This is a genomic window from Lelliottia sp. AC1 (assembly GCF_023278595.1).
Classification (GTDB): domain Bacteria; phylum Pseudomonadota; class Gammaproteobacteria; order Enterobacterales; family Enterobacteriaceae; genus Enterobacter; species Enterobacter nimipressuralis.
In genome coordinates this window covers 3,650,171-3,676,650 of record NZ_CP025699.1, presented here as the reverse complement: position 1 = coordinate 3,676,650, position 26,480 = coordinate 3,650,171, and the positions used below count along the sequence as shown (strand labels likewise).

Genomic DNA, 26,480 nt, shown 5'->3' with positions numbered 1-26,480 from the left:
ATCTTTGTGTCATATTCATTGAGAAATAAACGCAAAAATGTACAGGCAGGTATTTTAAATATTTTCTTAAATAACAATGCGTTTATTCCAGGCCGATTTAGGCCCTATTTTCACGGTTTGTCTGGAAACCGCATTTTTTCTCTTAGCATTAACACCTTGTTAACATTGTGGGTATAGTTCCACTTAAGACATTTTGTTATGCTCGCCGTTAAGAAATGTTGAATAAGTAAATTCTTAAAAACGATTATCTGCTACTGATTTCCGTTAGTGAAAATTGGTGCTTAGGCTTTTTCGCACATTCATTAAACGTTGAAAAATTCTTACGTGTAAGATTTTTACCACTGGCTAAGTGGGGGAGGCGAAGAAAACGATATACACCATCCTCAGGGGTGGAATAGTAAGGGAGATCTATCTTGAGAGCGTTTAAATATACCCAGATACCTGCCGCCCTTGTTTTATTTGCGGCCACGATGTCCTCATCGATGGCAAATAACGGGACGATTGGCAGCGCCCCCGTCGCACGCACGTCATTAAAAGAGAGCATTCTTTTTGCTTTCGATCGCGATCCCTCCGTGAGCCAGCAAGCCGCTCAGATGGGAATTGGTCAGGCCCAGATTGATGAAGCCCGAAGCGGGTGGATGCCGCAAATTTCACTGAACGGCAATACGGGCCATAGCCAGACGACGGACTCCAGCGGTTCGCTGAAAAATTCGGCGGCGTGGGGCTTGAGCCTGACGCAGCTCGTGTACGACTTTGGCAAAACCAATAGCGCGATCAGCCAGTCTTCCGCCCAGCATGACAGCTATCGGTATCAGCTGATGGCGACGTTATCGTCGGTCGCGGAGAAAACCGCGCTGAGCTATGTGGATGTGAAACGCTATACAGACCTGACCCAGGCCGCGCAGGAGAACATCCTGGCCCTGAAAAATGTGCAACAGCTGGCGAAATTACGTTCCAGCGCGGGCCTTAGCTCCACTTCTGATGAGCTGCAAACGCAAACCCGCGTGGCGGGAATGCAGGCAACCCTTGAGCAATACAACGCGGCGCTGAAAAGTGCCCGCGCCAGGCTGTCGGTTCTGACGGGGATTGATGCACAACAGCTCTCTCCGTTGCCGGCCACGCTTGAGGTGCAGCAGGATTCCCTTGATAGCATCGACTACACGTTGATCCCCTCCGTTCTGGCGGCGAGAACCATGGAGAGTTCTGCCCAGTACGGCATTGAACGGGCGAAATCCCAGCACTGGCCGACCCTGAGCCTGAAAGGAGGAAGAACGCGCTATGAATCGGATAATCGCTCCTATTGGGACGACCAGATCCAGCTGAATATTGATGCTCCGCTCTACCAGGGCGGCGCGGTGTCCGCCAGGGTTCGCCAGGCTGAAGGGGCGCGTGCTATGGCCGCTTCGCAGGTGGATCAGGCTCGCTTTGATGTCCTGCAAAAAGCCTCAGTCGCAATGGCAGACTGGAGCGGGGCGCGTGGCCGAATGGAGGCCGGAAATGTCCAGCTGGAAAATGCGTTACGCGCCCGTGAAGTTTATAAAAATGAATATACCCTCGGTAAGCGAAGTATTAACGATCTCCTGAGCGTCGAACAAGATGTCTGGCAGGCAACCTCCTCCAAAATATCAGCAGAATATGATAGCTGGGCGAGTGCAGTTAATTATGCGTCAGCCGTTGATAATCTCATGCAACGTATTGGAATTGAAAAAAACGCTGCGGCCAAATTACCTGATTTAAGTTAGAGAAACGCGGCTGACGCTGCGGATATAAGTTCAAGAAGAATGGGGGATTTTCATTCCCGGGGATAGTCACATCCTCAGGATAGAAATACTCACAGGCACCCGTGTACCTGCAAGGAGAGAAATATGAGTAACGCTAAGATTGTCGATGTCATTATTCGCAAAACCGCTGAGAAAACAGTATTGACCGGAGAGGGAAATCTCTCGGTATCTGTTTCTGCACCCAGTGTCATTGAAATCCACGGATCGGCCCAGGATGTCGCACGTTATATGCGCCAGGGTAAGGATCTGCTGATTTACATGAAAGATGGCAGCGTGATTCGATGCAATAACTATTTTCTCGACGATCCAGAGGGCAAAAACCATTCCGAACTGGTGTTTAACGACCAGCAGGAACTGACTCATATCACCTTTGCAGAGACGGAAGAGGCCGCGGGGATGGCGGCGGTGGAATTAAGCGCGCAGGCCACGCCGATTTCCACCATCGAGCCGTTCCTTGAGCAGGCCAGTAGCTTAAGCGATGCCCCGTGGGGCTGGATCGCCGGGGCCGCGTTAGGCGGCGGGGCGATTGGCGCGCTGCTGGCGCACGGCGGTGATGGTGACACCAAAACCAAAGTCATCGACAACACCAAAGAGGTCGAAAGCGCGACGCCGACCTTCCTCGTGACGGATAAACAGGGTGACAAGCAGGGTGTGCTGAGTGCAAAAGAGGTCACGGACGATAACACCCCGACCTTTAGCGGCACCGGCCAGCCGGGCGCGACCATTCAGATCAAGGACAGCAGCGGCAACACCATCGCCAGCGCGATGGTCGGCACCAATGGCACCTGGACGGTAAAACTGCCGACGCAAGCCGACGGTGAACACACCTGGTCGGTAGTGCAAATCGACGGCAGCAAAACGACTTCTGCGGGCAGCATCACCGTGAATGTGGTCACCGCCGATGCCAGCGTGACGTTGAGCACCACTGCCGGAGATAACGTCATCAATGCCAGCGAGCAGTCCGCAGGATTTGCCTTGTCCGGCACCAGCAAACATCTCGCGCAGGGCACCGACCTGACCGTCACGCTGAACGGTAAGACCTACACCACTGAAGTCGGCGCGAACGGCGCATGGAGCGTTAACGTTCCGGCGGCTGATGCGAAGGCATTGGCGGACGGCACCAGGACGGTCACCGTGACCGGCAAAGACGCGGCGGGCAATACCGTCACCGGAAATCAGACGCTGAACGTAGATGCCCACGCGCCGACGCTCTCCGTGGATGCCATTTCGCAGGACAACATCCTCAACGCCGCCGAGCACGGCCAGCCATTAACGCTGAGCGGTAAAACCAACGCCGAGGCCGGGCAAATTGTCACGGTCTCCCTCAACGGTAAAAACTACACCACCACCGTCGGCAGTGACGGCACATGGTCCCTGACCCTGAATAACAGCGACGTCAACGCACTCGCTGAGGGTTCCCATACGGTCACCGTAAACGTCAACGACAAAGCCGGAAATCCCACCTCCACCACCGCTGATTTCAGCGTCGATACCGTAGCCCCTGTCGTGACGGTGAACGCCGTCGCGGGTGATGACGTGATCAATGCCGATGAGCAGGGTCAGGCGCAGATTATTTCCGGTCGCGCGAGCGGCGCAGCCGAAGGTGACGTGGTTACCGTGACGCTGGGCGGTAAGCACTATACGGGCGTCGTGCAAGCCGATGGCAGCTGGAGCGTAGGCGTTCCGGCGAACGACATCCGTGCGCTCGGCGAAGGTCACTTTACGCTCTCTGTTGCAGTGACGGATGCGGCCGGTAACACCGGGAATGCCACTCACGATTTTACCCTGAGCGGTGCAGCACCTGAGTTGACGATCGACCCTATCAGCCAGGACAACGTGCTGAACGCTCAGGAAGCGATGTTGCCACTCGATCTCAGCGGCACCAGTAATCTGCCGAACGGCAGCGCGGTAACCGTAACCCTGAATAACATCAGCTACCAGGCCACCGTGGAGAACGGCGTCTGGTCGGTACAGGTGCCGGTGACTGACGTGCTGAATCTGGCGAATACCCTCTACACCGTAAGCGTGAGCGGAACGGACAGCGTGGGCAACGTCGGCAGCGCGGACGCCATGCTGCTGGTGGATACGGCGCTGCCGCAGGTGATCATCAATACCTTTGCGGGCGATAATCTGGTCAACAATGCGGAAGTCGCCGTTGACCAGACGCTCAGTGGCCGCGTCGTTGGTGCGGCTGCGGGCGACACCGTCTCCATTACCGTCGGCGGCAAAAGCTACACCGCCATCGTCGGCAACGACCTGAGCTGGAATGTACTGATTCCGTCCGCCGATCTGAACGCGTTTGGCGACGGCGATCTGACCTTCACGGCATCGGTGACCAACGCCCACGGCAATACGGGCACCGGCGAGCGCGATATTAATATCAACGCCGCCTTGCCGGGCCTGCGCGTCAACACCATCTCTGGCGACGACGTTATTAACGCCATCGAGCAGCATCAGGATCTGACTGTCACTGGCTCAAGCAGCCACCTGGCGCCAGGCTCACAAATGACCGTCACCATCAACAATATCGATTATCCGGCGGTCATTGCCGCCAACGGCAGCTGGCAGATCGGTGTTCCGGCGGCAGACCTGCAAAACTGGAGCGCGGGCGATATTCTGGTTGTGGCCAGCGCGCAGGATCAGTGGGGCAATACCGTTTCCGCTGAACATCCCATTGAACTGAATCTCTCCCCTGTCGCCGTGTCCATCGATACGGTGACCCTTGATGACATGCTGAATGCCGCCGAAAAAGCGGCTGACCTCACCCTTTCCGGCCAGACGCAGGGCGTCGAAGCGGGCCAGACGGTGGTAGTGAAATTTGCCGATCAGACCTTCACGGCCCAGGTTCAGCAGGACGGCTCCTGGAGCCTGACGGTCCCTTCCAGCGCGATGGACGGGCTGAGCGACGGGCGCGCGCAGGTTAGCGTGAGCGTAGCCAACACCAGCGGCAACAGCGCCGATGCGTCACGCGTGATCACGGTGGACACTCAGCCGCCGACGATTGCTATCGACAACCTGACCGACGACAACATCATCAACGCTGCAGAAGCGCAGCAGGATCTGATTTTAAGCGGCAGCACCAGCGCGCAAGCGGGCCAGACCGTGACCCTCACCCTGAACGGCAAAACCTATCAGGCGATTGTGCAGAATGACGGCAGCTGGCAGCTGAGCGTTCCTGCCGCCGATGTGGGTGCCCTCGCCGACGGCAACGTGACGATCAACGCGAGCGTCAGCGACGTGGCCGGAAACAGCGCCAGCACCGATCGAATCGGCCTGGTCGACGCTACGGTTCCGCAGGTGACGATTAATGATTTTGTCACCGACACTAACACCGTGAACTACACCGCCCACTCGCAGGCGCAGATTTTAAGTGGCTCGGTGACGGGCGCGGCCGCAGGCAATCTGGTGACCGTCACCATTGACGGCGTGAATTACACCACCGCCGTGGATGCGGCGGGCAACTGGAGCCTGGGCCTGCCCGCCTCCGTGATTCAGGGGCTGGCAGACGGAACCTGGACAATCGACGTCTCCGTGACTGACAGTGCCGGGAATACGGGCAGTAACTCGGTGGACGTGGTGGTGAACACCGCAAAACCGGTGATTGCGATTAACACGCTTGCCGATGACGACGTGATCAATGCGGCTGAAAAAGGCGCAGATCTGGCACTTTCTGGCACCAGCGACCAGCCGCAGGGCACGGTGATCACCGTCACGCTCAACGGCATCCAATACACCGCCATCGCGGATGACAGCGGGAACTGGACGGTAACCGTTCCGGCCTCGGCGGTCAGCGCGCTGGGTGAGGCGAATTACACCGTGACGGCCAGCGTCACGGACAGCGCGGGCAATAACAGCAGCACCACGCACGACGTGCTGGTCGACAGCGCCCTGCCGGTGATCACCCTCAATGCCATCGCCAGCGACGATATTATCAACGCCTCGGAAGTGGCGACCGGGCAGACCCTCAGCGGTAAAGTCAGCGGCGCGGCGAACGGCGATACCGTTACGGTGACTATCGGCGGCAACACCTACACCACGACCGTTAAAAGCGATCTCAGCTGGTCGGTGGATGTCCCGGCAGACGTGCTGAGCGCAATCGGCAACGGCGATCTGACGGTAGAAGCATCGGTCACGAATGGTCACGGCAATACCGGTACGGGTGAGCGCGATATCACTATCGACGCCAATCTGCCGGGGCTGCGCGTGGACACGGTGGCGGGCGACGATGTGATTAACATCGTTGAACACGGCCAGCACCTGATGGTGACGGGCACCAGCACCGGCCTGTCGGCAGGCTCCGCGCTGACCGTAACGGTCAACGGCAAAACCTATCCGGCGACGGTCCTCGCGGACGGCACCTGGAGCGCCGCCGTTCCTGCGGCAGACGTCGGTGCGCTGGCGGCAGGCAACGTCACCATCACGGTGGCAGGCCAGAGCAGCGCCGGGAATCCGGTCTCTATCAGCCATGACGTGAAGGTTGATCTGGCGGATGTGGCAATCAGCATTGACGCGATTGCCAGCAACGATGTGATCAACGCGGCGGAGAAAGGGACCGATCTGTTGCTCTCCGGCACCACGGCGAACGTCGAAGCAAACCAGACGGTCACCCTGACCTTTGGGGGCAAAACCTATACCACGACCGTTGATGCCAACGGCAACTGGACGTACACCGTGCCATCGGCGGATCTGGCGGGTCTCAAAGACGGCGATGCCAGCGTGCAGGTGAGCGTCACCAACGTCAACGGCAACAGCGCCTCGGCAGGCCGCGAGTACAGCGTCGATGCTACCGCGCCGTCACTTTCAATCGAGATCATCAGCGATAACAACATCGTCAATGCGGCGGAAGCGCAGCAGGATCTGGTGGTGAACGGGACGACCAACGCCGAAGCGGGTCAACCCGTAACCGTCACGCTGAACGGAAAAGAGTACACCACCACGGTTCTGGCGGGGGGCAACTGGAGCGTCACCGTTCCGGCGGCCGATTTGGCCGGAATCAGCGACGGTCAGTACACCGTGACCGCATCCGTGGCCGACAAAGCGGGCAACCCGGCGAGCGCCGATCGTGATGTGCTGGTGGACGCCACGGTGCCGCAGTTAACCATCGATACCCTTTCCGGCGATGACATCATCAACAGCACCGAGCACGGCCAGGCGCTGATCGTCACGGGCCACGTGACGGGTGCTGAAGCGGGCGATGTCGTGACCGTCACCCTCAACAACAAATCTTACACCGCCACGCTGGATGCCTCTGGCAACTGGATCGTGGGCGTTCCGGCGGCAGACGTAGGAGCCTTGATCGCGGGCGATCATACCCTCACGGCAACGCTGACGGACAAAGCGGGTAACAGCGACACCACCACCCATGACGTGGCGGTCAACCTCACTGCGCCGGTCTTGACCATTGATACGGTCTCCGGTGACGACGTTATCAACAACGCCGAAAAAGCCCAGGAGCTGACGATCAGCGGTACCGCGACGGGCCTGGCGGCTGGCGCGATGGTGACGGTGATGCTCAATGGCAAAGCCTACAGCGCCATCGTCAACGGCGAGGGCAAATGGACCACCACCGTTCCGGCGGATCAGGTCGGGGCGCTGGGTGAAGCGCTGTATGACATTAGCGCGTCGGCAACCGACAGCGCAGGCAACAGCGGGAGCGCGGTGCATACGGTTAACGTGGAATCCGTGCTGCCAGGCGTCACCATCAACGCGATTGCTACGGACAACGTGATCAACGCCGACGAAGTGGCGGCGGGCCAGACCATCAGCGGCACGGTGGTGAACGCCCAGCAGGGCAACACCGTGACCGTCACCATTGGCGGCAACACTTACACCACCACGGTGCAGAACGATCTGAGCTGGTCGGTGAACGTCCCGGCGGACGTGCTGACGGCGCTGGGCAACGGCGATCTGACCGTCACCGCCTCCGTCACCAACGGCGTGGGTAACAGCGGTTCCGGCGAGCGCGACATCACCATCGACGCCAGCCTGCCGGGCCTGCGCGTGGATACCGTGGCGGGCGATGACGTGATCAACCGCATCGAACACGGGCAGAACCTGATTATCACCGGCGACAGCGACGGTCTCCCGGCGGGCAGCGCCCTGACCGTCACCGTCAACGGCAAAACCTATCCGGCGACGGTGCTGGCGGACGGCACCTGGAGCGCCGCCGTTCCTGCGGCAGATGTCGGTGCGCTGGCGGCAGGCAACATCACTATTACAGTGGCCGGCCAGAGCAGCGCCGGAAACCCGGTCTCCATCAACCACGATGTGAAAGTGGATCTGGCGGACGTGGCGATCAGCATTGATGCCATTACGACCGACGATGTGATCAACGCGGCGGAAAAAGGGGCGGACCTGGTGCTTTCCGGCAGCACCACGAACGTCGAAGCGAACCAGACGGTCGACATTACCTTTGGCGGGAAATCCTATACCGCGCAGGTGGATGCGGACGGGAAATGGACCGTCACGGTGCCATCGGCAGATCTTAACGGTCTGAAAGAGGGCGACGCCAGCGTGCAGGTGAGCGTCACCAACGTCAACGGCAACAGCGCCTCGGCGGGACGCGAGTACAGCGTCGACAGCACCGCGCCGGGCGTGACGATCAACACTGTTGCGGCAGACGACATTCTCAACGCGGCAGAAGCGCAAGCTGATCTGACGATCGGCGGCACCAGCACGGCGGAAGCGGGCCAGCCGGTCGTCGTGACGCTGAACAATAAAACTTACACCACCACGGTAGGCGCAGACGGCAGCTGGACGCTGGACGTTCCGGCGGCGGATGTGGCGAGCCTGGCGGACGGCATTACCACGATCCACGCCTCGGTGGCTGACAAAGCCGGTAACCCGGCGTCGGTTGATCGCAACCTGACGGTGGATGTCACCGTTCCGGTGATCACCATCAATACCATCGCGGGCGATGACGTCATTAACGTGGCCGAGCACGCTCAGGCGCAAATCATCAGTGGTTTAGCCACCGGCGCGGCGGCAGGCGATAGCGTCACTGTGACCATCGGCGGCCAGACGTACACCACGGTGCTGGATGCCAGCGGCAACTGGAGCGTTGGCGTGCCAGCCAGCGTGATTTCGGCGCTCAGCGATGGCACGGTGACGGTCTCCGTGAACGTCACCGATGCAGCCGGTAACACCGGCAGCGGCAGCCATAACGTAACTGTCGATACCGGTTTGCCGTCTCTGGGCTTCAATGCCATTTCCGGCGATAACGTGCTGAACGCCGTAGAAAAAGGTCACGACCTGAGCGTCGACGGGATCAGCGCAAACCTGGCCGAAGGCACACGGGTGACGGTCACGCTGAACGGTAAGCAGTACACCGCCACAACGGCCGCAGATGGCCGCTGGAGCCTGACAATACCGGCAGCCGACCTCGCGGGTCTCGGCGAAGCAAACTACACCCTTAACGTCAGCGCCACCAACAGCGTGGGCAACAGCATCAGCGGCAGTGCAAACCTGCAGGTGGATACGGCGCAGCCAGGCGTCACCATCAACGCGATTGCTACGGACAACGTGATCAACGCCGACGAAGTGGCGGCGGGCCAGACCATCAGCGGCACGGTGGTGAATGCCCAGCAGGGCAACACCGTGACCGTCACCATCGGTGGCAACACCTACACCACCACGGTGCAGAACGATCTGAGCTGGTCGGTGAACGTCCCAGCGGACGTGCTGACGGCACTGGGCAACGGCGATCTGACCGTCACCGCCTCTGTCACCAACGGCGTGGGCAACAGCGGTTCCGGCGAGCGTGACATCACCATCGACGCCAGCCTGCCGGGCCTGCGCGTGGATACCGTGGCGGGCGATGACGTGATCAACCGCATCGAACACGGGCAGAACCTGATTATCACCGGCGACAGCGACGGCCTCCCGGCGGGCAGCGCCCTGACCGTGACCGTCAACGGCAAAACCTATCCGGCGACGGTGCTGGCGGACGGCACCTGGAGCGCCGCTGTCCCTGCGGCAGACGTCGGTGCGCTGGCGGCAGGCAACATCACCATTACGGTGGCCGGCCAGAGCAGCGCCGGGAATCCGGTCTCGATCAACCACGACGTGAAAGTCGATCTGGCGGACGTGGCGATCAGTATCGATGCCATTACGAGCGACGATTTGATCAATGCGGCGGAAAAAGGGGCGGACCTGGTGCTCTCCGGCAGCACCACGAACGTCGAAGCGAATCAGACGGTCAACATCACCTTTGGCGGGAAAGCCTATACCGCGCAGGTGGATGCAGACGGGAAATGGACCGTCACGGTGCCATCGGCAGATCTGAACGGTCTGAAAGAGGGCGACGCCAGCGTGCAGGTGAGCGTCACCAACGTCAACGGCAACAGCGCCTCGGCGGGTCGCGAGTACAGCGTCGACAGCACTGCGCCGACCGTCACGATTGATACGGTCGCCGGGGATAACGTCATTAACGGTAGCGAAGCCGCCGCAGGGATTGTGATTTCCGGTACCACTACCGCAGAAGTGGGCCAGACGGTGACCGTCATGCTGGGCGGTAAAACGTACACCGCCCAGGTAGAGGCCGGCGGTAGCTGGAGTCTCTCTGTTCCGGCGGGCGATCTGGCGGCGATGGCGGATAACGGCTATTCGGTGCAGGTCAGCGTGAGCGATAACGCCGGAAACCCGGGCAGCGCCAGCAAGGCGATCACTCTCGATACCACGCCGCCCGTTATCAGCTTCAATACGGTGGCGGGCGATAACGTCATCAACAGCGTTGAGCACGGACAGGCGCAGATTGTCAGCGGTACGGCGACGGGCGCGGCGGTGGGCGATAAGCTCATTATCACGATCGGCGGCCAGCAGTACACCACCACGGTGGATGCCAGCGGCAAGTGGAGCGTCGGTGTGCCAGCCAGCGTGATTTCAGCGTTGCAGGACGGTACGGTAACCATCAGCGCCACCGTGACGGACAGCGCGGGTAACAGCAGCACCCAGACGCACGACGTGGTGGTGAACACCGCTTCTGTCTCCCTGACGGTGGCAACCATCAGCGGCGATGATGTGATTAACGCGGCGGAAGCGGGCAGCGCGCTGACCATCAGCGGCTCAAGCACCCAGTTCGCCAGCGGGACGCAGGTGACCGTTACGCTGAATGGTAAAAACTATACGGCGAACATCCAGAGCGATGGCTCCTGGACAACCACTGTTCCTGCGGCAGACGTCGCGGGGCTGGCGGATGGCGCGCACTATCAGGTGTCCGTCTCCGCCCAGGACAGCGCGGGTAACAGTGCGTCAGCCACCCACACGGTGAGCGTCGATACCACGCCGCCGGTGGTCAGTATCGCCACGCTCGCGGGCGACGATGTTCTGAATGCCGTCGAACAGCAGCAGCCGCTGACGATCCACGGTTCGTCCAGCGCGGAAGCGGGACAAATGGTTACTGTCACGCTGGGCAGCAAGACCTATACCGCCCAGATTGCCAGCGACGGAACCTGGACGCTGAATGTTCCGGCAACGGATCTTGCGGCGCTGAACGAAGGGGCGTTAACCGTCACCGCGTCGGTAAGCGATAAAGCCGGTAACAGCGGGCAGACCACCCATACCCTGACGGTGGATACCGTTGCGCCGGTCATTACCATTGATACCGTGGCGGGCGACGATATCGTGAACAACAGCGAGCAGCTGGCGGGGCAAACCCTCAGCGGCACATCGACCGCCGAACAGGGCCAGAGGGTGACGGTGACCTTCAACGGCCACAGCTATCAGGCGATGGTTGACGCCGACGGTAAATGGTCGGTGTTTGTCTCCGGGCGCGATTTCCTCGGCCTGAGCGACGGTGATTACACCATTACCGCCTCCGTCAGCGATAAAGCCGGAAACCCTGGCAGCACCACGCATGACGTGACCCTGAACGGTGACGTGCCGACCATCAGCATCAACACCTTTGCCGACGATGACATTATCAACGCCGCAGAGCACGGCACTCCGCTGGTGATCAGCGGCACCACCGACGCGCCTGCGGGCCGCACGGTCACCCTCACGCTGAACGGCAAAACTTACACCACAACCGTTCAAAACGACGGCAGCTGGGAATACACCCTGGGCAGCGCGGATGTGACCGCACTGGCCGACGGTGGCGCATATGTCATTCATGCCGAGGTCAGCAACACCATCGGCAACAGCGCCAGCGATAGCCATAACGTGACGGTGGATCTGACTGCGCCGTCGATGGGGATCAGCATTGATTCTCTGCACAACGACACCGGCCTGAGCAGCAGCGATTTCATCACTAACGATAATCAGGTTATCGTCAACGGCTCCCTGACCGCGCAGCTCGGCAATAACGAGAAGGCGCAGATCAGCCTTGATGGCGGCGTGACCTGGAGCGATCTGACGGTCACCGGCACGCAATGGCGCTATACCGATGGCCGCACGCTGACGGACGGGACTTACACGTATCAGGTCCGGGTGGTGGATAACGCGGGTAACGTGGGCGCGACCGACAGCCAGAACGTGGTGGTCGATCTCACCGCACCGGCCTCCACCACCATTACCGTGGATTCTGTGACCCAGGATACGGGGCTGTCCGGCAGCGATTTTATTACCAGCGATAACCAGATCACCCTGAAAGGGACGCTGGGCGCGGCGTTGGGCAACGGCGAACACGCGCAAATCAGCACTGATGGTGGCGTCACCTGGACTAACGTAAGCGTGAGCGGCCTGGGCTGGACCTGGGTCGATGGCCGCACGCTGGCCGACGGCGATTACAACTATCAGCTGCGCGTGATTGACGACGCAGGCAACATCAGCGCCACCACCAGCCAGGTGGTGACCATTGATACGGTGGTGCCGGACGCGAGTAAAACCGTCACCATCGACAGCATCAGCGACGACACCGGGCTGAGCAACAGTGACTTTGTCACCCAGGATACCTCCCTGACTCTGCACGGCTCGCTGGGCGCGACGCTGTCGGACGGCGAGTACGTGCAGATTAGCCTCGATGGCGGCAATACCTGGCAGAACGTCACCGTGGTAGGCAATAGCTGGTACTACGCGGACGGTCGCACGCTGCAAAACCAGACTTACGACTACTGGGTACGCGTCATTGATACGGCGGGTAACGTGGGGGATTCCGCTCATCAGCAGGTGACTGTCGATACGATTGCGCCTGATGCGGCGATTACCGTTACGGTGGATAACATCACCGTCGATACTGGCTTTGATAACAATGACTTCCTGACCAGCGAAACCTCTTACACGCTGCATGGCACGCTGGGGGCAACGCTCGGGGCGAATGAGTTTGTCCAGGTGAGTCTCGACGGTGGGCAGACCTGGGTCTATGCCACGGTCAACGGCATCCAATGGCAGTATGCCGACACGCGTACGCTGGGCGATGGCGACCATAGCTATCAGGTTCGCGTGGTGGATCAGGCGGGCAACGTGGGCGCGACCACCTCGCAGGTGGTGACTGTCGATACCCAGGCACCGCAATACGGTATTACGGTTGATGCCATCAGCGATGACACCGGGCAATCCGCGAGTGATTTTATCACCAACGATACCACCCTGACGGTCAGCGGATCGCTTGGCAGAGCGCTTGCCAGCGACGAGCGCGTGCAGATTAGTATGGATGGCGGTGCCACCTGGACCGATGCCACGGTGACACAGACGCAGTGGAGCTACACCGATCCTCGCGTGCTCCCGGAAGGTGACCACACCTACCAGGTGCGCATTATCGATGAGGCGGGCAACGTCGGCTCGACCGCGCAGCAGGTGGTGACGGTTGATACCACACCGCCTGTCACGCAGGGTACCGTGGTGAGCTACACGGACAACGAAGGCGAGCGCCAGAGCGATTTCGGATCGTCTGTCGCCACCGATGACACCACGCCACAGATCAACGGGACGCTGAATCAGGCCCTGGCGGCGGGTGAAATTGCCGAACTGTACCGCGACGGCGTGAAGCTGGGTCAGGTCACGATGAACGGGGCGACCAGCTGGTACTTCCAGGACAGCGGTCTGATCGACGGAAACCACACCTACGTGCTGCGTGTCACCGACACGGCGGGGAACAGCACGGATTCCGATGATTTCGTGCTGCGCGTCGATACCAGCATTCCGACCACTACGGCGGCGATCACCGGGCAGACCACGTCGGACACCACGCCGATCCTGAGCGGGACCTTGTCCGCTGAGCTGACCAACGGCGAGTATCTGGTGGTCACAGTTAACGGCAAAACCTACACCTCCGAAACCGGCGGTGCGGTAGTGGTCGACCCGAATCACAACACCTGGTATGTGCAGATACCGGACGGCGATGCGCTGGCTGCCAGCAGCTACAGCGTGACGGCGCAGGTGAAGAGCAGCGCGGGTAACGGCAACACGACAGGCACCACCACCGGCAGCCTGACCATCGGAACCGACTCGGTGAATACCGACTGGGCCAGCACCACCGGCAGCAGCGACAACTCCACCCTGACGCTCGGCATGAACAGCAGCGGGTTGTGGAATATCATCGCCAACGGACGCTCGTATTCCAGCAGCGATATGTCGACCTACAGCAATACCGCCCTGACCAACACCCGTGGCTATAACGTGGTGAGCCAGACGGCGGCAGATTTCGACCGAAACGGTACAGCGGATATTTTCGCCACGGAGACCACCTACGCCGGTTCAACGCAGGTGATGTGGACCTACAACGGCACCAGCTACACCGCCAGCCAGCTGGCGATGGGCACCACTATCTGGTACGGCGGCGTGATTGCCTACGACAAGACCGGTGATGGTTATCTGGACATGGCCTACGGCGATGCCGGGATGGACTCCCTGACCTACCTGATCAACAACAACGGCACGCTGACACCGGATGGAACCGGCGGGGAAGGCGGTTTCTACGGCCAGTTTGACTCAGGACGTGAAATCTCCGGGGTGGACATTAACAACGACGGCACCGTGGATATCGTCCAGCACACCAACCGCAGCGGTGCGTACTCGATGACGGTCATCAACAACGGCGGGAATGGCACACTCACGGTCGGGCAAACCATCACCAATGTGTTTGTGGTGAACGCGGCAAACACCACCACGGCGGCGTCGATGACCTGGGCTGATTTCAACGGCGACGGGTATATGGATCTCTATCTCGGCAGCAGCTACGGCAATACCGGCGGTGTGATCTATTACAACGACGGTAACGGCCAGCTGTCGGCCTCGAAGAGTGCAGTGGAAGCCTCAAACGCCACGGCGGGTTATCTGTCGGCGGCGGTGGACTGGAACGGTGACGGCCAAATGGACGTGATCAAGTTCAGCACCTACGGCGGATCGCAAACCGCGACGTTGTTCACCAACAACAATAACGGGACGACGTGGACGTCAAGCCAGCTGGCAACTGGCCTGGTGAATGTCACCGGGATTGCGGCGGTGGATTACAACTGGGATGGCGCGAAGGATCTGCTGGTGTCTCAGCAAAACGGCAAAGTGGTCTATGTGCAGAACAAACAGACCATTGCAGACGGCACGGCCATGCACCTGCGTATTGTCGATAGCGAAGGCATCAACAGCTATTACGGCAACACCGTGAATCTGTACAACGCGCGCGGTGAGCTGGTGGCGTCGCAAATCATCAACGCCCAGTCCGGTTTCGGGGTGAATGACAGCTCGGCGCTGGTCAGTTTCTACGGCCTAAATCCGGATGAAACCTACTCCGCAGAGATTGTTAAGTTCACCAACGGCGCTTCCGCCAACGTGACCTGGGACGGACTGGAAGCAGGCAACGGCAAAGAAGGCTACGTGCTGACAGCCGATGCCGCGACGGGGGGGCACAGCGGAACGCTGACCGGGACCGGCTATAACGACACCTTTATCGCCGAAGAGGGAAGTTATACCTACAACGGTTCCGGCGGCTGGAGCACCACGTCGGATCACGATACCTGGAGCAACACCGGCGGGATGGATGTGGTCGATTACCGCAATGCGAGCGCGGGCATCACGGTGGACCTGAGCGTCACGACGGCCCAGAACACCGGGTTTAACACCACCACCCTGAAGAATATTGAAGGGATTGCTGGCTCAGACTTCGACGACGTGATCACCGGCAACAGCGGGGATAACCAGTTCGAAGGCCGTGGCGGGAACGACACCTTCAATATTGGCAGCGGCGGGCACGATACGCTGTTGTACAAGCTCATCAACGCCGCTGACGCCACGGGCGGTAACGGCAGCGATCAGGTTAACGGTTTTACCGTCGGGACCTGGGAAGGGACGGCGGATACCGACCGTATCGATCTGCGCGAGCTGTTATCCGACAGCGGGTATACCGGCACCGGCTCGGCGAGCTATGTCAACGGTGTTGCCACTCTGGACAGCAGCGCGGGGAATATTACGGATTATCTGCGCGTGGTGCAGAACGGCAGTAACACCGAAATTCAGATCGACCGAGACGGAACGGGCAGCCAGTTCGATCCGACCACGGTGGTCACTCTGAACGGGGTACAGACGGATCTGGCCACCTTGCTGGCAAACCATCAGCTGTTAGTTGCGTAAACCTCAGGCCGCGAGAAGCGATTCTCGCGGCATTTTTCGTATCTTTACAGTAATACGACTAACCACATAAATATTAAGGTATTTTTGTCGACACGTTCAGAAAGGGTTTACATTCTGGCCGTTCCACAGGGATATCATTTCAGAGCGACATCGTCGCCCTGAACAGGACGTTGCTAAATGAAGACTCACCCGCAGTACGAACCCTGGCTTGAGGCCATGGTGCTCGTTGCAAAACATTACCGGCTGGACTATTCACAAGAACACGTCCGGGTCACGATTCATCACGAGAGCCACTCTCCGCGAGAGCAGGTGCTCAACGATATGGCACGCCAGCTCGGGCTTAGGCTGCGCGTTGTGCCGGCGGATGCGGCACTGATTGATCCGTGGCGTCTGCCGCTGTTAGCGGAGTTTGATAGCGGGCAGGTTGCGGTCATCAACCGGATGGACAAAGAGGGCAACGTCAGCCTGCAGTTCAGCGGTGACGGTGGACTGGAAACGAGCCTGACGCGCGACGCGCTGGGTACCCGTTTGACGGGGTTAATCGTGCTGCGCCCGCTGGAGTCGACGCCCGACGCGAGGGTCGATGACTACATCAAACCTTATGAAAAGAACTGGTTCTGGCAGCTGGCGCTGAAAGACTGGCGTCGCTACAGCGACATCATGCTGGTGGCGCTGGTGGCGAACGTGCTGGCCCTGTCTGGGATGGTGTTTTCCATGCAGGTTTACGATCGCGTGGTGCCGTCCCAGTCTGAGGCCACCCTGTGGGTGCTGTTTGGCGGCGTGATGCTCGCCATCACCTTCGAGTTTGTGATGCGTATGCTGCGGGTACACATCTCAGACGTGATCGGGAAGCGCGCCGATCTGCGCATTTCGGAGCGGGTGTTCGCCCATGCCCTGCGCATTAAAAACGGCGCCCGCTCAAAATCAACCGGCTCCTTTATCGCTCAGATCCGCGAGCTGGAGTCCGTTCGCGAGCTGATCACCTCCACGACGATTGCGGCGATTTCCGATCTGCCGTTTTTCCTGCTGTTCGTTTTCATTCTGTGGATGATCGGCGGCCCGCTGGTGTTGGTGGTGCTGCTTGCGGTACCGCTGCTGCTGATTCCGGGTCTGTTGATCCAGCGTCCGCTTGGAAAGCTCTCCACGGAAGGGATGCGCGAATCGGCTATTCGTAACGCCACGCTGGTCGAGGCGGTGCAGGGCATCGAAGACATTAAACTGATGCGCGCGGAGCAGCGTTTTCAGAACCAGTGGAACAACTCGAACGACGTGGCGGCGAGCGTCGGGATGAAACAGCGCTGGCTCACCGGCCTGCTTCTGACGTGGACGCAGGAAGTTCAGTCGATTGTCTATGCCGTGGTCCTGCTGATTGGCTGTTATCTGGTGATCAGCGGTGACATGACCACCGGTGCGCTGGTGGGGACATCGATTCTCGCCTCGCGCACTATCGCGCCGCTGTCGCAAATTTCCGGCGTGTTGTCGCGCTGGCAGTCGGCAAAGGTGGCCCGCAAGGGGCTGGACGACCTGATGCAGCGTCCGATTGACGATCCCCTGCAAGGTAAAAAGGTGCATAAAGCCCATCTGCGCGGCCACTACGTGCTGGAGGAGGTCGGCTTTTATTACGACGAAGAAGAGAAGCAAAACGTCCTGAACATCCCCCGTTTGAGCATCAATGCGGGCGAGCGGATTGCGATTCTGGGGCGCAATGGTTCCGGCAAAAGCACGCTGTTACAGCTTCTGGCGGGGATGCAGGAACCGCAGCAGGGCACCATTTTGCTCGATGATGTGGCGCTGAATCACCTCGACACGGCCGATCTGCGCCGCGATATGCAGTTCCTCAGCCAGCAGGCGCGCCTGTTCTTTGGCTCCGTGCGCGACAACATTGTGATGGGGAATCCGCTGGCGACTGACGAGGAGATTCATCAGGCATTAACCGTCAGCGGGGCGCTGGAGTTTGTTCGCAAGCAAAAAATGGGGCTGAACTATGTGATCAGCGAAGGCGGGGCCGGGTTGTCTGGCGGCCAGCGCCAGGCCCTATTGCTGACGCGCGCGTTACTCACCGCACCGAATATCCTGCTGCTTGATGAGCCGACCGCCTGGCTTGATGAAGTGAGCGAAAAGCAGTTTATCCATCATCTCAAAAACTGGCTCGGCGACGGGCGAACGCTGGTGGTGGCCACGCATCGTTTACCGATTCTGGAACTGGTCGATCGCATCATCGTGCTGGAAAACGGCAAAATTATTATGGATGGCCCGCGCGACAACATCCTGAATAACCATGGTATGGCCCCGCAGAAGGCGGCGCAGCGCACCGTGAAAATGAAGCCGTCCGCTCCCGCGAAGGCCGCAACCGAGGAGGGGATGGCATGAGTGATTTTTCTCGTTTCAACAGCCGTCTGCAGGAGCCTAAACTCCCGCGCTCGACGCTGGTGGCCTGGTCTCTGTTTGCGCTCTTTGCCCTCTTTACGATCTGGGCAAGTATGTTCCAGCTTGATGAAGTGACCACCGGGAGCGGTAAAGTGATTCCCTCTTCGCATGAGCAGGTTATTCAGTCGCTGGAAGGGGGGATTATTCATAAGCTGCTGGTGCGCGAGGGGGATATCGTCGAGCGTGGTCAACAGCTGGCGCAGCTGGATCGCACCAAAACCGAGTCCAGCGTGCTGGAGAGTGAATCCCGGCTGAATGCCGCGATGGCAACCGCCGCGCGCCTGAACGCGGAGGCCAATCAAAGTGCGCTGGTTTTCCCGCAAGAGCTGGACGATGACGTTGAGCTGGTCAAACAGGAGACCGCGCTGTATCACTCTCGCCGCGACAGCCTGGAAAAAGGGCTTACCGGTTTGCGCCAGGGGGTAACACTTATTCAGCGCGAGCTATCATTGACCCGACCGCTGGTCACCCAGGGGGCGGCCAGCAAGGTGGAAGTTCTGCGTCTTGAGCGTCAAAAAAATGAGCTTGAGAATAAAATCACGGAAATGCAAAACCAGTATTACGTTCGCGCCCGTGAAGAGTTAGCCAAGGCGAATGCGGAAATCGAAGCCCAGCGTTCGGTGATGAAAGGGCGTGAAGATTCCCTCACCCGTCTGACATTTAACGCGCCGGTTCGCGGAATTGTTAAAGATATTGATGTCACCACCGTCGGGGGCGTGATCCCGCCAAATGGAAAATTGTTGAGCCTGGTACCGCTCGACGATCAGATGGTGATTGAAGCCAAAATTTCCCCGCGCGATGTGGCCTTTATCCATCCAGGGCAAAAAGCGCTGGTCAAAGTGACGGCCTATGACTACTCCATCTATGGCGGGCTGGAAGGCGAAGTGACCATGATTTCTCCTGATACGATTCAGGATGATGTTAAAAGAGATGTTTACTATTACCGGGTCTATATCAGAACCACGAGTAATCACCTGACGAATAAGCAGGGGAAAGAATTTCCTGTTTTTCCAGGGATGATTGCGACCGTGGATATTAAAACGGGCAGTAAAACCATCATTGACTACCTGCTGAAACCGTTGAATAAAACCAAAGAGGCCCTGCGCGAAAGATAAAGAATACTGGCGATCGGAAAACCGCTCGCCAGTTCAATTTTCCGCTGGAATTTAATCAGACAGAAGACAGTCGCTCTTTAGGATGTATGTTCAGATAATGCGTGACGTAGGCAAAGTAAAGTCCGGCATAGTTTTCCACCAGCTGTAAGAAGTTTGGATAAATACTGATGCGTCCATCTTCTCGCTCTTTCAGGTAGCCGGCCTCCTGAGCGGATTTCATGATCCGGTTTACATGAATTCTGGAGACGAAAAACTCTTTTGCCAGCACGCTGGCTGAATAATCAATAGTTGCACCGTGAGCATTTTTATTCTTCATCGCCTGCAGATAAAGATACAGCATGATCATGCGCCCGCCATCTTTCTCAATAAATAATCCTACCTCTGGCAAAATCTTTTTAAAGGTGACACCACGAAAAAGATATTCTGCGGCCCGCCGGAAAAAACTGTGTCTGAGCGTATCATTATCCAGCAGGTTAATATTGACGTTGTAATCAGGATATAAAGTGCTTACCGGTAAAAAGGCCCCGGACATATAATTTTTAAGTTCGTCTAATCCTTTTTTTGTTGGTTCGATGATGGTCTTGCGCCGATCCTCAGTGCACCGCCAGGTTTTAATTCTGTTGGTAGTTCTGAGTAAAGTAATGATGGCTATGACACTGTTTGGACTGGCAATTTTATATCGGGTGCATAACTCTTTTATTTCTGATACTGAAGAGGCCTGATCGCCAAAAACAAAACAGCACATCGATAACACAATATTGAACCGTGACTCCTGGAGCATCGTTTTGTAGAACAAAGGTTGTTTTTTGTAGATGGCATCATTAATGGTGAAGTGTTGTTTTATTGCTTCGCTGAATCTTGGATTATTTTTAATCACATCCCTTCGAAGCAGTAAAGCCCTTGATGATATATGGATATCCATACGGTTGTCCTATGTTGAGACGAGCCAATGGGGGTATTCATTTCTCTATTGAATGATTAGCGTCACTATTATACATGTGATAAGTGGAATTTACTTTTGGTATTTATGAATAATATTCAGGAAGTGTGTATTTGCGTGGTGGGCAGAGGATGACGAAATGAAGTTGAATGAATGTGTGGATGTTTACTGAATGAACATATTTACGTTAAATACGTTGGGTAATTAACGTAAATATGTCCATCTGTCGCGATGAGTAATGTTTTTGTTTTAAACAAAAAACACAGGAGATACCTGTTTTATACAAAAATACGATATTAAATCTATGGTGATAACATTCCTGGTTTGTTATGATCTCGCTATTCAGAGACGCAGTGGCGAAGGTGTCAAAGGCGTTCGCAAACATCATTCTTTTTTATTTCTGGTCATTGATTTTGACAGCTATCGTCTTTTCGCAATAAACATTTTTACCCTCATTTATATTTCGCTGGAGATTATCATGGCCTGGGATGCACGTGCCAACTACCTGAAACGTTTTCAGAATCGATACGTCATTTCTTCCTGCAGCTATGCCTGGCAAGGGTATGAAATGCTTCTGAATAACAGCGGGATCTGCGCTTACCGTATTATGGTCGATGGTGATGAGCCATCCCAGGAAGAACTGAATGCGGTGTACGCCAGTGCAGGTGCTACGATTTCTGTATTCCTTAAAGGAGATATCTGCGAAATTTTAGGTTCGTTGAAAAAAATGATCGTCTTGCTCAACGCCAAACCTGCGAAAGTCACCGTCCTTATTTACAGTCAATTACCGGCAAACTGGCTTTACCGCACATTGTACAGTTTGATCAGGGATAAAAATAAACTCAGAAATATACGCGTCGCGAATTTAGCGCACCCCTGTCAGGATATTGTGACGGCAGTGTTCCCGCCGCTGGAAGAGGCCGCGTTCCTTGAGAGAAAGATAAAAGATTGTTTTGAAAAGGGTTTGACGAGCCGGGAGTTAGATTCTGTGCTCTCTTTCTATCGTGGCGTGTCGGTTAAAGCCCAGGCAAAAGCCTGTGGTCTGGCGATCAAAACGATATACGTTTATCGCAAAGAGGGCCTGCGAAAATTACAGCTGATCAATACCTTTTTAAGCCGTGGCGCGCTGTTTCGGGCGACATTCGCTGTTTCAGGCGAGCCTGTGAGTCATGATAATGCATATTTAGACGGACGTTTCACCACCGCACTGATAAATAAAGAAATATTCCCGGTGTATCAGATTATTACCGACAGTGATAAAAGAGGCGTTGGCTTTGAAATATTACTGCGCTGGAACCGTAAAGGCGTCATCCTTAAACCGGCAGATTTTCTGGCAAACTTGCATGATAAAAATATCTGGTTGCAACTGATGGCTCTGGTTATTGATGCCGCCGTTCGCGGGATTAACAAATATAATGGAAAATATTATTTCTCCGTTAATATCCCACCCGAACTGGCATCCGGAAATGCCTTACCAGGGATGGCAAAAAAAGCCGTTGAAATGTTAAGTGATGAACACTGGGCAGAAAAACTGGTGTTTGAGTTCGCCGAAACGATTGATGTAACGCTGGATAAAGGGATTGCGGACACCATGCAGCGCTTGCGCCAAACGGGGTGCAGACTTTTTTTAGATGACTGTTTTTCAAGCGATCACGTTATGTTCCCGGTGAGACAAATTCCCTTTGATGGCCTAAAACTTGATAAAGATATCGTTGATAAATTTGCCGCAAACGACAGTGATTTCAGTCTGATTAAAGCGATGCAGTATTACAGCGATATTACTGGCGTTGCCTGTGTCGCCGAAGGGGTGGACAGCGAGGAAAAATTTAATACCTTATCCGCCGCTGGCATCAAAAGTTTTCAAGGGTATTACCTTGCCAGAGCGGTAAAAGAAGAGGATCTCGATTTTCTGGTGCGTAAATTTAGCTAACAGCGATACATTTTTTATGGTCGGGCGAAACTTTTGCTCGCGGGCTAACGAACTATTATTCAGATAGCCCCCTTTTCCCTGATGGAGTTGACCATGAAACGTTTGAAAATCGCGTCCGCCGCCGCCGTACTGACCCTTTCACTGTTTTCCATGAACACCCAGGCCGCGCTCGAAGCCGGAGCGAAAGCGCCCGATTTTACCCTTCAGGGCGCGCTCGGCGGTAAACCGCTGACGTTCACCTTACAGCAGGCGCTGCAAAAAGGGCCGGTGGTGCTCTATTTCTTCCCGGCGGCATTTACCAAGGGCTGCACGCTGGAAGCCCACGCCTTCGCCGAAGCGACGGATGATTTCAAAAAACTGGGCGCCACGGTGGTGGGGGTGACCGCCGGGAACGTCGACCAGGTGGATGAATTCTCGAAACTGGAGTGCCGCGATAAGTTTGCGGTGGCAGCCGATCCTGGTGCGAAAGTGGCGGCCGAGTATGAAACGCTGATGCAGATGAACGGTAAAACCCTCTCCGATCGCACCTCTTTCGTCATCGCCTCGGATGGCAAAATTCTGCTGAGCTACACCGACCGCAACCCGGATGCGCACATTCAGAAAACGATGGACGCCGTGAAGCAATATGCGAAATCGCACTCCTGATTAACGCCGACGTTCGCATTCGAGGTTTGCTATGTTAACCGCCATTTTTGCCGCCTTTCTGGGCGGCGTGATCCTGAATTTCATGCCCTGTGTTTTCCCGGTGATCTCCCTGAAAGCGCTGGGGATCATGCGCCATCAGGGCGACACGAAAAGCGCACGAACCGAAGGGCTGGGTTTTCTGCTCGGGGTGATTTTCACCATGATGGCGCTGGCGGCGCTGCTGCTCGCACTGCGCGCCGGGGGCACCGCCGTGGGATGGGGATTTCAGCTGCAGTCGCCGCTGGTGATTGCGGTTCTGGCGCTGATTATTCTCGGGGCTGCGCTCAACCTGCTCGGTGTATTTGAGGTTGGACTGTCGCTGCAGCGGGCAGGGGAGATCTCTGTCTGTCGCGGAGCGTTTGTTCGTTCTGCCCTGACCGGCGCGCTGGCGATTGTGGTGGCCACGCCGTGCTCCGCGCCGTTTATGGCGGGTGCCGTGGGCTACGCTCTGGTGCAGCCGCCTGCGGTTTCACTGGCCATTTTCTTCGCGCTGGCGCTCGGTTTTGCCGCCCCCTTTACCCTCGTCTCCCTGTTCCCGGCAATTGCCCGTCGCCTGCCGCGCCCTGGTGCGTGGATGGATGTGCTCAAGCGCGGGCTGGCGTTTCCAATGCTGGGCGCCTTTGCCTGGCTGGTGTGGGTGCTGGCGCAGCAGGCCGGCACCACGGCGCTGGCGGTGATGCTGGCGAGCGCCGTGGTGGTGAGCTTTGCCGCGTGGCTGTACGGTATCGCGCAGCGCAGACGCTATCTCGGCCACTCTTACAAAGTGCTGCTGGCTATCACGGTGGCGTTTTTTGTTGTCGCCATCGTGCCGTTACCGAGGGCGATCAACGCAGGAACAACGGTGCCTGTGACCGCAGTGGCGGATAACGCGGCGCCCGTGAAGTGGTCTCCGCAGAGCGTGGAGGCCCTGCGCGGTCACGGCAAAGCGATCTTCGTAAACTTTACCGCGTCGTGGTGCATCACCTGTCAGGTTAACGATCGCACATCGCTCTCTACGCAGGCGGTGAAAGAGGCGATGGCCCGCACTGGCGCAGTGTATATGGTGGCGGACTCCACCAAATTTAACGCGGACATCGATAATGCGATGAACACGTTCGGCCAGGGCGGTCTGCCGCTGTACGTGGTCTATCCGGCAGACGGAAGCGCGCCGCACGTGCTCCCGCAGGTGCTGACGCCCTCAATCGTGGTGAATGCCCTGAATCAGGCGGCTGATAAAAAAGCATGAGGTAACGTCATGGCGGAATATGGATAACGGGCTTGCCCCGCGCGAGGCCTGGCCTGAGCTGATGACAAAAGCGCAGGCCGGCGATCGTCACGCCTATACGCAATTATTGCGGGCGATCGTCCCGGCTATCCGCGCGATAGTGCGCCGACAGGTGTTCGATCCGGCGCTGGTGGAAGATGTCATCCAGGATGTGCTGCTGACAGTGCATCGGGTTCGCCATACCTACGATCCAGACTGCCCCTTTTTACCCTGGCTGATGGCGATTACTCAGGCTCGGGCGGTCGATGCGCTGCGCCATCATGGGCGGACGTTACGCAGGGAAACGGATACGGAAGAGGCGCTGACCAACGTCGCGGCTGTCGAGAGCGTGGAACATCTGGACGAGCAGGAGGAGCTGGCGTTGATCCTCGACAGGCTGCCCGCCCGCCAGCGGCAAATCGTGGAACATATTCATCTGCAGGAGATGACGCTTGCGCAGGCGGCAAGCCGTCACAATTTAACGATCTCTGCGGTGAAATCCCTGCTGCACAGGGCTATTACCAATCTTCGCCGGATGGGAGCGAATCATGACCGATCATGAGCTGTTAATCGAAAAACTGAGTCGGCAGGCGCAGCCCGTCACCCGCCCGTGGCGAGATGGCTGGCGCGTGCTGGCGTGGACGTTAATGGCGTTGCCGAGCGGATGGCTTTTCAGTTTGCTGTTGCAGCGCGTGGCGACGGACTGGTCCCAGGCGGGCGCACTGCTGGCCCTGCTGCAACTGGGGCTGACGTTTATGATGGGGGTGCTGGCGATCCGCAATGCGTTTTTACTCAGCATCGCCGGGCGCCGTCCCCTGAGCTGGAAGTGGTTTATGCCGCTGCTGATCGTGTGGCTGGGCTGCGTGCTGGCAAATCTGGGCCAGTCGTCCCAGATTCACCATCGTGACGCGGTGAACTGCTACGTCTTTATGATGACCGTCAGCGCGCCGATGGTGCTGCTGGTTATCGGCTATCTGCGCCGTACCCGCAGCCTCCATCCTCTGCAAAGTCTCACCGCCGCAGGAGCAGGCGTCGCCTGCATGGCGCTGACGCTATTGTCGTTTTGCCACTCCGTTGAAGTGCATCCCCTGGATTTTGCCCTGCACATGGCAGCGACCCTGACAATTGTGGTCGCCACGGTCGGCTTGGGGTGGAGATGGGTGGCGATTCCTCAGATGCGTTCCAGCTGCCGCTGATGAATACGCCCCAGCAGCAGGACGGTGGTGAGCGCGCCGAGCAGGGCGCAGAACATATCTGACTGGGTATCCCAGGGATCGCCCTGCGTGCCGAGAAAATCATCCGCGCCTTGTCCCATCGCCAGCGCCGCCCACCATTCGATCAGCTCGTAGGTCGCGCTGATGGCCAGCGCGATGCAGCACACCAAAAAGCCCGTCATTTTGGGGCCATTGACGTAACCGCCGCGCACCAGGATCTCACGCGCCGCCAGGGCAGGCACCAGCCCCTGGAAAAAGTGTCCGAGTTTATCGTACGGGTTGCGGCTCAGATTCAGCCACTCCTGAACCTCAAAACCGATGGGCACTTTGGCGTAAGTGTACATTCCGCCGACCATAAGAATGATCGCGTGGAAGAAGATCAGCGTGTAAAGCAGGGGAGTGAGGGGGTAGCGTTTCTGGGTGGCGAGCAGCAGTGGCACCACGATGACCACGGGGGTGACTTCCATCAGCCAGGTGATGCGGTCCCCGGTAAACAGGCCGGTATAAATCAAGATCAGCAGCAGGAGCAGCGCGCCGCCCTTTAATGCAGAGGAGAGTGCAGTTTGGCTCATGGCATTTTCTTATCAGGAAAAGAACTACTATTAACGCGCCCGATGAAAAACTCAATGTTTTGCCGCGCATGATAA

The 26,480-nt window shown here is 57.6% G+C and carries 11 protein-coding genes; 9 read left to right on the top strand and 2 right to left on the bottom strand.

Annotated elements, in window-relative coordinates; translation table 11 throughout:
- The first annotated feature begins 482 nt into the window (after positions 1 to 482).
- From C0560_RS17385 to C0560_RS17370, 4 genes are all read left to right on the top strand, one after another.
- Complete coding sequence (locus tag C0560_RS17385) at positions 483 to 1,742, top strand: TolC family outer membrane protein (RefSeq protein WP_228483243.1); 1,260 nt, start codon at positions 483 to 485, stop codon at positions 1,740 to 1,742.
- A gap of 123 nt (positions 1,743 to 1,865) precedes the next feature.
- Positions 1,866 to 16,280 (top strand): Ig-like domain-containing protein, encoded by a 14,415-nt coding sequence (locus tag C0560_RS17380; RefSeq protein ID WP_248859167.1) that lies wholly within the window; start codon positions 1,866 to 1,868, stop codon positions 16,278 to 16,280.
- A gap of 177 nt (positions 16,281 to 16,457) precedes the next feature.
- On the top strand, positions 16,458 to 18,650 hold the full coding sequence (locus C0560_RS17375) for a type I secretion system permease/ATPase (protein ID WP_248859165.1): 2,193 nt from the start codon (positions 16,458 to 16,460) through the stop codon (positions 18,648 to 18,650).
- Positions 18,647 to 19,822, top strand: a complete 1,176-nt coding sequence (locus tag C0560_RS17370) for an HlyD family type I secretion periplasmic adaptor subunit (protein WP_100778944.1) — start codon at positions 18,647 to 18,649, stop codon at positions 19,820 to 19,822. Before C0560_RS17375 ends, C0560_RS17370 begins: the two co-directional genes overlap by 4 nt.
- 55 nt (positions 19,823 to 19,877) lie before the next feature.
- Here C0560_RS17370 and C0560_RS17365 read toward each other — a convergent pair whose 3' ends face one another.
- Entirely contained in the window at positions 19,878 to 20,744 is an 867-nt protein-coding gene (locus C0560_RS17365; protein ID WP_102104758.1) for a MarR family transcriptional regulator, read from the bottom strand.
- Positions 20,745 to 21,066: 322 nt separating this feature from the next.
- On the opposite strand from C0560_RS17365, the gene C0560_RS17360 reads away from it, so the two are divergent.
- The 5 genes from C0560_RS17360 to C0560_RS17340 all read left to right on the top strand — a co-directional run bounded on the left by C0560_RS17360 (position 21,067) and on the right by C0560_RS17340 (position 25,815).
- Positions 21,067 to 22,692: an EAL domain-containing protein gene (locus C0560_RS17360; RefSeq protein WP_371923356.1), complete on the top strand. Its 1,626-nt coding sequence runs from the start codon at positions 21,067 to 21,069 to the stop codon at positions 22,690 to 22,692.
- Positions 22,693 to 22,785: 93 nt separating this feature from the next.
- Positions 22,786 to 23,337, top strand: coding sequence for a peroxiredoxin (locus tag C0560_RS17355; RefSeq protein ID WP_248859163.1), 552 nt, complete (start codon positions 22,786 to 22,788; stop codon positions 23,335 to 23,337).
- A gap of 31 nt (positions 23,338 to 23,368) precedes the next feature.
- Entirely contained in the window at positions 23,369 to 24,601 is a 1,233-nt protein-coding gene (locus C0560_RS17350; protein ID WP_248859161.1) for a protein-disulfide reductase DsbD, read from the top strand.
- A gap of 19 nt (positions 24,602 to 24,620) precedes the next feature.
- Positions 24,621 to 25,181 (top strand): sigma-70 family RNA polymerase sigma factor, encoded by a 561-nt coding sequence (locus C0560_RS17345; protein ID WP_248859160.1) that lies wholly within the window; start codon positions 24,621 to 24,623, stop codon positions 25,179 to 25,181.
- Positions 25,168 to 25,815, top strand: a complete 648-nt coding sequence (locus tag C0560_RS17340) for a DUF1109 domain-containing protein (protein WP_248859158.1) — start codon at positions 25,168 to 25,170, stop codon at positions 25,813 to 25,815. Before C0560_RS17345 ends, C0560_RS17340 begins: the two co-directional genes overlap by 14 nt.
- On the opposite strand, the gene C0560_RS17335 is transcribed toward C0560_RS17340, so the two are convergent.
- Positions 25,791 to 26,405 (bottom strand): DUF2238 domain-containing protein, encoded by a 615-nt coding sequence (locus C0560_RS17335; RefSeq protein ID WP_194512216.1) that lies wholly within the window; start codon positions 26,403 to 26,405, stop codon positions 25,791 to 25,793. The two genes, C0560_RS17340 and C0560_RS17335, sit on opposite strands and share 25 nt — an antisense overlap.
- Between the last annotated feature and the right edge of the window lie 75 nt (positions 26,406 to 26,480).

Coding starts and splice junctions, on each gene's coding strand:
- C0560_RS17385 (WP_228483243.1), top strand. CDS start 483: ATGGCAAATAACGGGACGATTGGCAGCGCCCCCGTCGCACGCACGTCA.
- C0560_RS17380 (WP_248859167.1), top strand. CDS start 1,866: ATGAGTAACGCTAAGATTGTCGATGTCATTATTCGCAAAACCGCTGAG.
- C0560_RS17375 (WP_248859165.1), top strand. CDS start 16,458: ATGAAGACTCACCCGCAGTACGAACCCTGGCTTGAGGCCATGGTGCTC.
- C0560_RS17370 (WP_100778944.1), top strand. CDS start 18,647: ATGAGTGATTTTTCTCGTTTCAACAGCCGTCTGCAGGAGCCTAAACTC.
- C0560_RS17365 (WP_102104758.1), bottom strand. CDS start 20,744: ATGGATATCCATATATCATCAAGGGCTTTACTGCTTCGAAGGGATGTG.
- C0560_RS17360 (WP_371923356.1), top strand. CDS start 21,067: ATGGTGATAACATTCCTGGTTTGTTATGATCTCGCTATTCAGAGACGC.
- C0560_RS17355 (WP_248859163.1), top strand. CDS start 22,786: ATGAAACGTTTGAAAATCGCGTCCGCCGCCGCCGTACTGACCCTTTCA.
- C0560_RS17350 (WP_248859161.1), top strand. CDS start 23,369: ATGTTAACCGCCATTTTTGCCGCCTTTCTGGGCGGCGTGATCCTGAAT.
- C0560_RS17345 (WP_248859160.1), top strand. CDS start 24,621: ATGGATAACGGGCTTGCCCCGCGCGAGGCCTGGCCTGAGCTGATGACA.
- C0560_RS17340 (WP_248859158.1), top strand. CDS start 25,168: ATGACCGATCATGAGCTGTTAATCGAAAAACTGAGTCGGCAGGCGCAG.
- C0560_RS17335 (WP_194512216.1), bottom strand. CDS start 26,405: ATGAGCCAAACTGCACTCTCCTCTGCATTAAAGGGCGGCGCGCTGCTC.